The sequence below is a fragment of the Prescottella agglutinans genome (assembly GCF_004011865.1).
Lineage (GTDB): Bacteria > Actinomycetota > Actinomycetes > Mycobacteriales > Mycobacteriaceae > Prescottella > Prescottella agglutinans.
In genome coordinates this window covers 45,179-56,482 of record NZ_RKLP01000005.1, presented here as the reverse complement: position 1 = coordinate 56,482, position 11,304 = coordinate 45,179, and the positions used below count along the sequence as shown (strand labels likewise).

At 69.9% G+C, this 11,304-nt stretch carries 10 protein-coding genes; 5 read left to right on the top strand and 5 right to left on the bottom strand.

Translation table 11 applies throughout. From position 1 onward, the window contains the following. Positions 1–37 precede the first annotated feature (37 nt). Entirely contained in the window at positions 38–1,465 is a 1,428-nt protein-coding gene (locus EGT67_RS10985; RefSeq protein WP_127916118.1) for a tyrosine-protein kinase domain-containing protein, read from the top strand. Here EGT67_RS10985 and EGT67_RS10980 read toward each other — a convergent pair. Further along, positions 1,442–1,957, bottom strand: a complete 516-nt coding sequence (locus tag EGT67_RS10980; protein ID WP_127916117.1) for an arsenate reductase/protein-tyrosine-phosphatase family protein — start codon at positions 1,955–1,957, stop codon at positions 1,442–1,444. The genes EGT67_RS10985 and EGT67_RS10980 overlap by 24 nt on opposite strands. Before the next feature lie 94 nt (positions 1,958–2,051). Between EGT67_RS10980 and EGT67_RS10975 the strand changes: the two genes are divergently transcribed. Next, positions 2,052–3,206, top strand: a complete 1,155-nt coding sequence (locus EGT67_RS10975) for a DUF7159 family protein (protein WP_127916116.1) — start codon at positions 2,052–2,054, stop codon at positions 3,204–3,206. 9 nt (positions 3,207–3,215) lie between these two features. Here EGT67_RS10975 and EGT67_RS10970 read toward each other — a convergent pair whose 3' ends face one another. The 3 genes from EGT67_RS10970 to EGT67_RS10960 form a co-directional block, all read right to left on the bottom strand. Next, a complete protein-coding gene (locus EGT67_RS10970; RefSeq protein WP_206612345.1) occupies positions 3,216–4,544 on the bottom strand; it encodes a YibE/F family protein in 1,329 nt (442 codons plus the stop codon). A gap of 239 nt (positions 4,545–4,783) precedes the next feature. Continuing rightward, complete coding sequence (locus EGT67_RS10965; RefSeq protein ID WP_127916115.1) at positions 4,784–6,037, bottom strand: pyridoxal phosphate-dependent aminotransferase; 1,254 nt, start codon at positions 6,035–6,037, stop codon at positions 4,784–4,786. A 171-nt stretch (positions 6,038–6,208) separates the two neighbouring features. After that, positions 6,209–6,619 carry a TIGR03668 family PPOX class F420-dependent oxidoreductase gene (locus tag EGT67_RS10960; RefSeq protein ID WP_127916114.1) on the bottom strand — a complete coding sequence of 137 codons (411 nt, stop codon included), beginning with the start codon at positions 6,617–6,619 and terminating at the stop codon, positions 6,209–6,211. A gap of 48 nt (positions 6,620–6,667) precedes the next feature. Here EGT67_RS10960 and EGT67_RS10955 point away from each other — a divergent pair, with 48 nt between their 5' ends. From EGT67_RS10955 to EGT67_RS10945, 3 genes are read left to right on the top strand one after another with little or no spacing between them, the layout of a single operon-like run. Continuing rightward, on the top strand, positions 6,668–8,617 hold the full coding sequence (locus EGT67_RS10955; RefSeq protein ID WP_127916113.1) for a prolyl oligopeptidase family serine peptidase: 1,950 nt from the start codon (positions 6,668–6,670) through the stop codon (positions 8,615–8,617). A 42-nt stretch (positions 8,618–8,659) separates the two neighbouring features. Further along, positions 8,660–9,100: a MerR family transcriptional regulator gene (locus EGT67_RS10950; protein ID WP_127916112.1), complete on the top strand. Its 441-nt coding sequence runs from the start codon at positions 8,660–8,662 to the stop codon at positions 9,098–9,100. 1 nt (position 9,101) lies between these two features. Further along, positions 9,102–10,130: an aldo/keto reductase gene (locus EGT67_RS10945; RefSeq protein WP_127916111.1), complete on the top strand. Its 1,029-nt coding sequence runs from the start codon at positions 9,102–9,104 to the stop codon at positions 10,128–10,130. A gap of 3 nt (positions 10,131–10,133) precedes the next feature. Here the strand turns inward: EGT67_RS10945 and EGT67_RS10940 are convergent, their stop codons facing one another. Continuing rightward, positions 10,134–11,093 carry a type IV toxin-antitoxin system AbiEi family antitoxin domain-containing protein gene (locus EGT67_RS10940; protein ID WP_421958116.1) on the bottom strand — a complete coding sequence of 320 codons (960 nt, stop codon included), beginning with the start codon at positions 11,091–11,093 and terminating at the stop codon, positions 10,134–10,136. Positions 11,094–11,304 lie beyond the last annotated feature (211 nt).

The window sequence follows — 11,304 nt, the reverse complement described above, 5'->3', positions numbered from 1 at the left end:
AGAGCGTTGTACTGAAAACAGGACGGGGATCGGGGATATGGAAGTACAGGACTACCTACGGGTCGTGCAGACGCGGTGGAAGATCATTGCGGTGGCAACGCTCGTCGGGGTGCTTGTCGCGCTGGGCGCATCACTCGTCGCTACGCCGATGTACCAGGCTTCGGCCAGGCTTTTCGTCTCCACGTCGTCGGGGGCGTCGGTCAACGAGGTGTACCAGGGCAACCTGTTCTCCCAACAGCGCGTCGCGTCGTATACCAAGCTTTTGACCGGTACGACGCTCGCGCAGCGCACGCTCGACAAGGTGCAGGTGTCGGGCATGACCGCCGCGGGGCTGTCCAAAGAGGTCAAGGCGACGTCGACACCCGACACGGTCCTGATCGACCTGAAGCTGACCGATGCGTCCCCTGAGCGCGCTCGCGACCTGGCGAACGCCCTTGCCGACGAATTCGTGATCATGGCGGAAGAACTCGAAACCCTCGAGCCCGGCGTGCCTCCGACGGCCCGGGTGGTCGTCGAGCAACACGCCGCGACGCCCACGGACCCGGTGAGCCCCAAGACCAAGCGCAACCTGCTGCTCGGGTTCGCCGTCGGCCTCCTGGGCGGCATTGCCCTGGCGATCCTCCGTGACCGCCTCGACAACACGGTCAAGAGTCGCGAGGTGCTCGACGAGTTGGCCGGCGTGGGCCTGGTGGGCACCGTGCCCTACGACAAGGAGCGCGAGCAGAAGGCGGCCATCGCTTTCCACGACGGGTACTCGGGCAGCGCCGAGGCGTTCCGGGAGCTGCGGACGAACCTGCAGTTCCTCGAGGTCGACAACCCGCCGCGGGTCATCTCGATCACCAGTTCGCTTCCGGGCGAGGGCAAGACGACCACGGCGATCAACCTGTCCCTGGCGATCGCCGAGGCAGGCTACTCGGTGTGCCTGGTCGACGCCGATCTGCGTCGCCCCCGCGTGGCGAAGTACCTGGACCTGATCGGGTCGGTCGGCATGAGCACCGTCCTCGCGGGACAGGCCGACCTGGACGACGTCCTGCAGTCGACCGCGCTCGCCAACGTCTCGGTGCTGGCGTCGGGTCCGCTGCCGCCGAACCCGAGCGAGCTGCTGGGGTCGACGCACGCGGAGAAGCTGATCGCCGACCTGCGGTCGAAGTTCGACTTCGTCGTCATCGACGCGTCGCCGCTGTTGCCGGTGACGGACGCGGCGGTGCTGGCGGCGAAGGTCGACGGTTCACTGGTCGTGGTGAGGCACGGCAAGACGAAGCGTGACCAGGTGTCGCGCGCGATCGGCAATCTGCGCAGCGTCGGGGCGACGGTGCTCGGCACGATCCTCACGATGACGCCGTCCAAGGGCAAGGGCGGGTACGAGTACAAGTACTACTACGACGCCGACGCACCGGTGCAGAAGTCGGACGAGTCCGCCCGGCCGGTCGACCCCGCGCCGCTAGCAACGCAGGCGAGCAAGTAGCTCCAGGAGGGCCCGGTCGATCACACCGCCGACGTCCCCGAACACGGTCGCGCTCTGCCCGATCGGGTCGGGGACGTCGGCGTTTGCCGGGCGGGGGACGGTGCCGCGTGCGGCCGCCAGTTCCGCGACGGTGGCCGGACCGGTCACCGAGGCCAGGTGCGCGGCCTCGAGCAGCGTGAATGTTCGTTTGAGCTGGCGCGGAGCGATCCGGAGCACCCTGTCGCGATGGGACTCGGTCATCGTGAGGACCAGGTCCGCGCCACCCGCGATCGCGGGCGTCAGCTGGCGCGCCGCGAACCCGTCGGGATCCCCGCCGAGTGTCGAAAGGACCTGCGCCGCGTTGGGTTCGAGGCCCGAGCCCACGACGGCCCGGGTGCCGGCGCTGGACGCGGTGAGGTCGACGGTGCCGTTGCGGGCTGTCCAGGCGGTGGTCAGGCGCTCGGCGGTGGGGGAACGGCAGATGTTGCCGGTGCATACGAACAGCAACTGCATATCGGTGAGTGTAGGCACTGCTGTATAGACTCTGCTGGTCCAGTACGCGACCGGTTCGAGCGTCGACCGGGAGGCCCTCGATCGAAGGCGGCTCATGGGTGGGGTTCTAGGGGTTTCGGTGGGGGCCGGATTCGTGCGCCTGGTGCGCTCCCGGGCAACCGGTCCTGCGGGGACGCCGGCCACGTTCGAGCGTCGGACGGTCCCCGTCACGGGTCGGATCCCGGAAGAGGCCGCGGCGGATGCGGTCGGTGCGGCGCTGGCCGAACTCACGTCGTCGAGAACACCGGTCGGCGTGAGTGTCGCCTACGGTGACGAAGCGCAGGCCGCCGCGCTCGATGCCGCGCTGCGGGGCGCCGGCATCACGGGCTTCCGGTTGATCCCCGAACTCACCGCGGTGCTCGAGCGGCTCGACCGCGACGGCCGGCTCGCGGGTGTGCGGACGATCGTGCTGTACGACCTGGGGAGCACCGGTCTGACCGTCAGCGTGGTGGACAGGTACACCGGCTCGGTCGCGGCATCCGAGCGCAGCCAGATCCTGCGCTGTGATCGACTCGAACGAACACCACGTGAAACATTCGGGCGCGTCGTCCTTCCGGTGATCGAGGAATCGATCGAACTGATCGGCGACCTGGTCTCGCAGGTCGATCTGCTCCCCGAGGCCGTGGTGCTGTTGGGAGGCGGAGCCCACATCCCCGAGGTGCAGTCGGTGCTCGCCGAGCGGTCGGCCGTCCCGATCGTGATGCCGGAGCATCCCGAGTTCGTCGTCGCCGGCGGCGCGGCGCTCCTCGCGGGAACGGTGACGGTGGCGGCGCCGCGCCGGTCGACGCGCGCGGCCCACCGGGCGGTCTCCCGTCGACAGGTGAACGGTGCCGGCCTGGCGGGTGCCGCCCTGGTCCTCATCGCGGCCATCGGTTTCGGGCTCGGATACGGCAGAACGGTTTTCGGATCGGAGGCGGGGGCCTCGACGGACACGCCGACCTCGACCTTCTCGTCGAGCGGGCAGACGTCGTCGCGGACGACCACCCCGCCACCCCCGCCGCCGTCGTCGGCCCCGGTCACCACCACCGAGGCTGCGCAACAACCGGCCGCGGACCCCGGATACCGACCGGAGCCGCCCCGCACGACCGCTCCGGCGCCGGCCCCGTTGTTCCCGGGCCTGGACATCCAACTGCCCGTCCTGCCCGCGCTGCCGCCGGTTCAGCTGCCGCCGATGCCGGTCATCCCCGGGATACCGCTTCCGAAGCTGTGACCGCCCCGGTCACCGGGAGTGGCGCCCGCGTCGTCGTCGTTGCCGGGCCGGCGCAGCCGTCCGCGGGCGTGCCAGCAGCGCCGCGATGGCGGTCGTGAGCGGCACGGAGAGGGCCAGCGCGATCCCGCCCACCGACGATCGCACGATCTCGATCGCGACGGCGTCGCCCGTCAGCACGTCGCCGATGGAGCCTCCCGCGACGCTGAAGAGGAGCAGCAGGGGAAGCGCGCCGCCGGCGTAGGCGAGCACCAGGGTGTACACGGTGCTCGCGATGTGGTCGCGCCCCACCCGCATCGCCGACGCGAAGATGGTCCGGCGAGTGGCCGATTCGTCGATCGACGCGAGTTCGAACGCGGCTGACGCCTGCGTGATCGTGACGTCGTTCAGTACCCCCAACGATCCGATGATGAAGCCGGCCAGCAGGAGTCCCGTGATGCTCACGTGCTGGATGTAGGCCTGCACATTGGTGTTCTGCTCCTCCGACAGACCCGTCAGGTGCGTCATCCGAATCGCGATGGCGGACAGCAGCGCCGCGACGAGCATCGACGCGAGGGTGCCGAGCAGCGCGGAACTCGTCCGCAGGTTCACGCCGTGGGCCAGGTACAGCACGGCGAAGAGGATCGCCGCGCCGGAGACGAGCGCGACGGGCATCGCGGGTTGGCCGTCCAGGAGCGCGGGCAGCGTGAACACGACCAGAACGCCGAAGGCGATCCCGAGTCCCAGCAGTGCGCGCAGCCCGCGCCACCGCGCGACCGCGACGATCGCCACCACGAAGGCCGCGACGACGAGCGCCAGCGACATGCCGCGCGAATAGTCGTTGAACGAGTAGATCGGGGTGCCGGTCGAATCCGTCTGCCGGACAAGTCGAACGTGCTCGCCGAGACTCAGCACCGGCTGTCCGGGACCCGGGACGATCTCGAGGAGCGTCCGCGTCCCCGCGTTGGGGCCGGACTCGATGGCGACCAGGCTGCGGCGACAGTCGATCCCGCCACCGAGCGCCGCCGACGGCGCGGGTTCGCCCGAGAATGCCCGTCCCGCAGACGGACTGCCGCACGGGGCGATGTCCTGGGCGACGACCGTCCCGGCCTCGGTGGTGACGGCCCCGCCGCCGGCACTCTGGAACGGCAACGGGATCTCGACGTGCTGTTTGCTCGGCCAGAGGATGACGGCGCCGATGACGACGGCGGTCGCGATGGTGACGAGGAGGCCCACGACGACACGGGCCGCGGTGGGGCCGACCGGGGCCGGCCCGTCGAAGTGGCCGTGACCGTGGCCGTGCCCGGGTACCTGCACACGACGCCGGGTCTGCTCACGATCGGTCGACAACTCGGATGTCATCGGACTGCCTTCCGCACCGGGTCAGATTAGTGGGCACGGACAGGCAAGCGACGGTGGCGGGGAGCAGGGGGGGTCGTCCCCGCCACCGATAACCTCGTCGCCCAGGGGGGGAGGGGCAGGACGAGGCGCTTACGGCACACAATGGTGCTAAACGGTGAATCTACCCATATCGCAGCGATCTTGCTGGATTGGGGTCGGGTTCCGTGTCGCCTCCTACCGATGCCCGAGGTGGGCCGTGGTCACTGCTTGTAGCTCGACAGGAAGTTGCCGAATCGTTCGATCGCGACCGCCAGATCCCGCGCCCATGGCAGCGTCACGATGCGAAGATGATCATGGTCGGGCCAGTTGAAGCCGGTGCCCTGGACCATGAGGATCTTCTCCTGCAGCAACAGGTCCTGAACCAGCTTCTCGTCGTCGTGGATCTCGTAGACGTTCGGATCCAGGCGGGGGAAGGCGTACAGCGCGCCCCGCGGCTTGACGCACGAGACGCCGGGAATCATGTTGAGCCGCTCCCACGCGACGTCGCGCTGCTCGAGCAGTCGGCCGCCGGGCAGGACCAGATCCTCGATGCTCTGATGTCCGCCGAGCGCCACCTGGATGGCGTGCTGGCCGGGGACGTTCGGGCACAGGCGGGTGGACGCGAGCAGATCCAGGCCCTCGAGGAAGCCGGCGGCGTGGTCCTTCGGTCCGGTGATGGCGACCCAACCCGAGCGGTAGCCGGCGACCCGGTATGCCTTCGACAGCCCGTTGAACGTTAGACACAGCAGGTCGGGAGCGAGCGTGGCCAGCGAGATGTGCTTGGCGTCGTCGTAGAGGATCTTGTCGTAGATCTCGTCCGACAGCAGCAGCAACTGGTGCTTGCGTGCCAGGTCGACGAGCTGCGCGAGCACCTCCGCCGAGTACACGGCACCCGTCGGGTTGTTCGGGTTGATGACCAGCAGCGCCTTGGTCTTGTCCGTGATCTTGGACTCGATGTCCGCGATGTCCGGGTTCCAGTCGTTCTGCTCGTCGCACAGGTAGTGCACCGGGGTGCCGCCCGACAGGCTCGTCATCGCGGTCCACAGCGGGTAGTCCGGTGCGGGGATGAGCACCTCGTCGCCGTCGTCGAGCAGCGCCTGCATCGTCATCGTGATGAGCTCGGAGACGCCGTTGCCGAGGTAGATGTCGTCGACGTCGAGTTCGGGGAACCCGGGCACCAGTTCGTACCGCGTGACGATGGCGCGGCGGGCCGACAGGATGCCCTTGGACTCCGAATAGCCCTGCGCGTAGGGCAGTGCCGCGATCATGTCGCGCATGATCACGTCGGGCGCCTCGAAACCGAACGGGGCGGGGTTGCCGATGTTGAGCTTGAGGATCCGATGCCCCTCCGCCTCCAGGCGCGCCGCGTGCGCGTGCACCGGCCCCCGGATCTCGTACAGCACGTTCTGCAGTTTGGTGGACTGCTCGAGAGCGCGCTGCGGCCGATGATGGCGGACGGAATCTGGAGTGCTCACGCAACCATGATTCCACTCGGGCGCAAACGGAAATCGGCCGCCTGCGGGCGGAGGCCCCGCCCGGGGCTCGATCGTCCGGGTATCGGGCCAGGTAGAGCGCCGATTCGGTTGCCCTCGGCGGCGGGGGTGTCGCCGCGCCGGCGGTGATCGGTGTGACGGGCGTCGCGCGGCTCAGGCGGCCGCCCACGACCGGCACCGAAGGTCGCGCACGGCGACCACGGGGCCGGCCGGGCGCATCGACCGGTACTGCGGATACTTCGCGACCAGCGCATCGATCGCGCGGCGACCCTCCTCGCCCTCGGCGGCGATCACCTGCGCCGACCCGTCGACCCGCACCCACCACAGTCGCGTCCAGTCGTCGTCGTAGTGGTCGACGAGCAGGCTCACGCGGCCCGTCGCCGCGATGTTCGCGAGACGCCTCAGGCGCCGGGTGGTCTTGGGCTTGTCGTCGACCGCGGTGTAGATCGTGTCGTCGACGACCGCGAAGACCACCGGGACCAGGTGCGGATCGCCGTCCGCCGACGTCGTCGCCATCCGCGCGACGGGGGCGTCGGCGAATCGCTGCGGCACGCGCGCGGGCATGGGGAAACAGTACGTCGACGACCGGGGTCCCTGGCTAGGGTGTCCTGCATGACGAACGCTGCGCCGGCCGTCGCGCCCTACGGGTCGTGGATCTCGCCGATCACCGCCACGCACCTCGCCGCGAGTGGGCATCCGGTGGAGGGGGCACGCTTCGTCGACGGTCGGGCCTGGTGGTCGGAGCAGCGTCCCACCGAGGGCGGGCGGACCGCGATCCGGCGCCTCGGCGCCGACGGCGAACCCGTCGACGTCCTGCCGCTGCCGTGGAACGCGCGCACCCGCGTCCACGAGTACGGCGGCGGTGCGTGGACGGTGACCGACGACTCGATCCTGGTGTTCGCGGAGTTCAGCGACCAGCGGCTGTACCGGTTCGACGCGTCCGTCGACGTCGCACCCGTCCCGCTGACGCCGATCCCGTTGACAGCGGCCGCGATTCGGTACGCCGACCTCCTCGTCGTGGGGCGGGACGTGTGGTGTGTCCGCGAGCGTCACGCGGGTGACGAGGTGACCCGGGACATCTGCGTGGTCCCGCTCGACGGTTCGGGCGCCGACGACCCGTCCGCGATCCGCTCGGTGGTCGGCGGCTCCGACTTCCTGGCCTACCCGCGGCTCTCGCCGGACGGCGGCCGGCTCGCGTGGATCGCGTGGAACCACCCGCAGATGCCCTGGGACGGAACCGAACTGCGTGTCCTCGATCTCGCGACCGGCGTCCTGGAGACGTTACTCGGTGCTCCCGACGAGTCGGTGCTCCAACCCGAATGGGTCGACGCATCGACACTGCACGTGATCACCGACCGCAGCGGGTGGTGGAACCTCTGCCGCGTCTCGGTGGACGACGGTGTGGTGGAACCGATCTGCCCGCGGGGCGCCGACTTCGGTGCCCCGCTGTGGCAACTCGGCGCCCGCTGGTACACGGCCCTCGACGACGGCACCCTGCTGACCACCCGGACCGTCGGTACCGACACCCTGGCGGTCCTCGACCCGCGCACCGGCGCACTGCGCGACGTCGAACTCGAGGGCCTCTCGTCCGTGCAGATCTGTGACGTGGACGGCCGTCGGATCCTGTTGCGCTGCGGCGGCGCTCGCGTCGCGTCCGGGCTGCGGATGCTCGATCTCGACACCGGGCGGCTCACCGAAGTGCGACTGGCGGTCGACGGCCTGCCCGACGTCGCGTACCTCCCCGAGGCGCAGGCCCTCACCTTCGACGGTCCCGAGCGCGAGGTCCACGCGATCGTCTACCCGCCCCGCAACCCGAACTTCACCGCGCCCGAGGGAGAACTCCCGCCGTACGTCGCATTCGTGCACGGCGGGCCGACCGCGCACGTCGCACCCGCGGTGCACCTCGTGTACGCGTACTTCACGAGCCGCGGCATCGGCGTCGTCGACGTCAACTACGGCGGCTCGAGCGGGTACGGCCGCGAGTACCGCAACCGGCTGCGCGGACAGTGGGGGATCGTCGACGTCGAGGACACCGTCGCCGCCGTGCGTGGTCTCGCCGACGCCGGTCTCGCCGACCCCGATCGTCTCGCGATCGAGGGAGGTTCGGCCGGCGGCTGGACCGTGCTGTCCGCGCTGACGACGTCGGACGTGTTCGCGTGCGGCGTCTCGTACTACGGCGTGGCCGAACTGGTCGAGTTCGTCAAGGAGACCCACGATTTCGAGTCCCGGTACATCGACGGGCTGATCGGTCCACTGCCCGCGGCCGCCGACCTGTACGCCCGGCGGGCGCCGGTGAACAACGTCGACGGCCTCTCCTGCCCGGTGCTGCTGCTCCAGGGGCTGTCCGACCCGATCGTCCCGCCGTCGCAGGCGGAGCGGTTCCGCGCCGCGCTCGTGCGGAAGCGGATCCCGCACGCCTACCTCGCGTACCAGGGCGAGGCCCACGGATTCCGCCGCGTCGAGACGATCGTCAGCGCCCGCGAGGCGGAACTGTCGTTCTACGGGCAGGTCATGGGGTTCGAGACGCCCGGCGTGCCGCAGCTGGAGCTGTGGCGGCCCTAGCAGTTGCGTTGGAGTGCGCTCCAACGCCTACCGTCGGGACCCATGACAGCAGCGCTGGGAATCGCGGAGGTGTCCGAGGCGACGGGCCTGACACAGGACACACTGCGCTGGTACGAACGGGAGGGGCTCATCCCGCGTGTCGAGCGCGGCAGTGACGGGCGCCGAATCTACGACGACGCCGCCGTGCGCACGATCGAACTGATCGTCCGACTACGTCGCACCGGGATGCCCGTTGCCGAGATCCGGTCCTTCCTCGCGATGTACGACGAGGGGGCCGCGAGCCATGGGCGGCGGATGACCATGCTGCGCGCGCACCGCGAACGGGTGCTCGGCCAACTGGCCCAACTGCGTCAGGATCTCGGCGCGCTCGACGCCAAGATCGAGCACTACCGCGACCTCGTCGAACGCGGACTCGATTGTGAGAACAGACCGATCGTCGACGCCACGACCCGGCTGAGGCAACGGCAGACGGAGGGGAACTGACATGACGGTACCGACCATCGAACTCGGACACGGAATGCGAGTGAGCCGAATCGGACTGGGCGGCATGGCCCTGAGTCACGTCTACGGCCACACCGACCCGGCCGAGGCGGAGCGGACCCTGCACCATGCGATCGACGTGGGCGTCACCTTCATCGACACCGCCGACGTCTACGGCACGCCGCGGCCGGGCACCGTCGGGCCCGCCGGCACCAACGAGGAACTCCTCGCGCAGGTGCTGCGCACACGACGCGGCGAGGTGCAGCTGGCCACAAAGTTCGGCATCACCGGCGCGATCGGCGCAGGCGGCGGCACACCGACCCGCGGCGACCGGGACTACGTCCGGTCGGCTTGCGAGGCGTCGCTGCGGCGACTGGGGACCGACGTGATCGACCTCTACTACATGCACCGGCGGGAGATCGGCCGCCCGATCGAGGAGACGGTCGCGGCGATGGCCGAGTTGGTCCGCGAGGGCAAGGTGCGGCACCTCGGGCTGTCGGAGGTGACCGGTGACGAGCTCAGGGCGGCCGCCGCGGTGCATCCGATCAGCGCCGTCCAGAGCGAGTGGAGTCTCTGGTCGCGTGACGTCGAGCGGCGCGTCGTGCCCGCGGCGCTCGACGTCGGTGCGGGATTCGTCCCGTACTCGCCGCTCGGTCGCGGGTTCCTGACCGGAACACTCTCCCGGGAAGCGGTGTCGGGCTCGATGCTCCAGGGCCAGGACCGGTTCGATCGGCACTTCGACGCGAACCAGGTCGTCGTGGAACACGTCCGCGCGGTGGCCGGGGAGGTCGGGGCCACCCCGGCACAGGTAGCCCTGGCCTGGCTGCTGGCACAGGGCACGCGCCTGGGCCTGCCGGTCGCGCCGATCCCGGGAACTCGGCGCAGCGCACGCGTCGACGAGAACGCGGCGGCGTCGTCGCTGGAACTGTCGGCGTCCCAACTCGCGCGGCTCGACCGCGTCGCAGACCTGGTCACCGGCGGGCGCAACCTGACCTTCAACGGACCGGAATGGATCTCCTCGGGTCGGGAGTGACGGTCACGCCTGCGGCGTGTGCTCGACGTATCCACGCGGTTGGGTAGAGAGCCGCGCCCGCTCGAACGCGTCGCGGATTCGCCGAACGATCACGTACGGGGTTTCGAGTTCGTCCCAGCTCCACCGCACCACCTGCCGGCCCGTGGCCCGGATCGCGTCCTCGCGCTTCTTTTCCGCCCACACCACGTCCGCCGGGACCTGCCCGTCGGGGACGAGGCGGCCGTACTTGCCGCGCCCGTCGAACTCGCCCACGACACCGAACTCCTCGAACAGGAAGTCCACTCGTCCCAGGTGATTGCCGTCGGCGCCGTAGAGGTTCGACTGGCAGTTCGGAACAGGCAGCTGTTCTCGCACCATCAAGACCCGGCTGCGTGATTCGCCGACGCTCTCGGAGCGGCCGTCGAGTTGGTCGAGGACGCGGTGGACGCGGCGCCGCCCCACATGCGGCGCGATCGTGTCCGCGACGGCAGCCAAGTCGTCGGCTGTCAGTCCGCTCGCATGCAGCGCGTGATCACCGACGACGACGGCCTGTTCGAACGGCAGCGTCCGCGCCAGATCTGCCACCGTCCGCGCCACGGTCGTCACGGCGAGCCCGTCGACCTCGGTGATCTCGTCGGGCCGCAGCGTCGCGGAGTGGACGTGGCGGTGCCGGGTGCGTCGGCCGCCGGTCGGACGGCTGCGGGTCAGGTGCGCGACGGCGAGCGGGGTGTTCCACAGGTCCAGCCCGTGGAGGACGGCCGCGGACTGGTGGCTGAACACCGCATCCGAGGCTGCGGCCCGCAGGGTTTCCACCGCCCGGAGTCGGTGCCGTTCGCGGGCGTCCAACGCGTCGAACTCGGCCCGCGGGGCGTATCGCCCGGGCCTGAGCCGCCGCCAGGCCCCGGTCCGGCACTGCCGCTGCAGTTGATGGTCTGCGGCCCCGCGTCGCAGCGCCTCGGCGCGTCGGATGATGTGTGAGTCCACATCCGGCATCGTGCCGTCCTCCCCGCGAGACGGACGTCGTTCGTGCCGGTCCGAAGGCTGGGCTGGGGACAACCTCGGACCTGTGGATGGTTCGAGAACACACAGGTTCTCTCGAGCTCACACACGTTCTCCATAGCGAATTCGTGTGTGATGCGGAGAAATCGTGTGTGGCGTCGAGAGGCGTGCGCATACGACTGCGCCCCCACCGCTA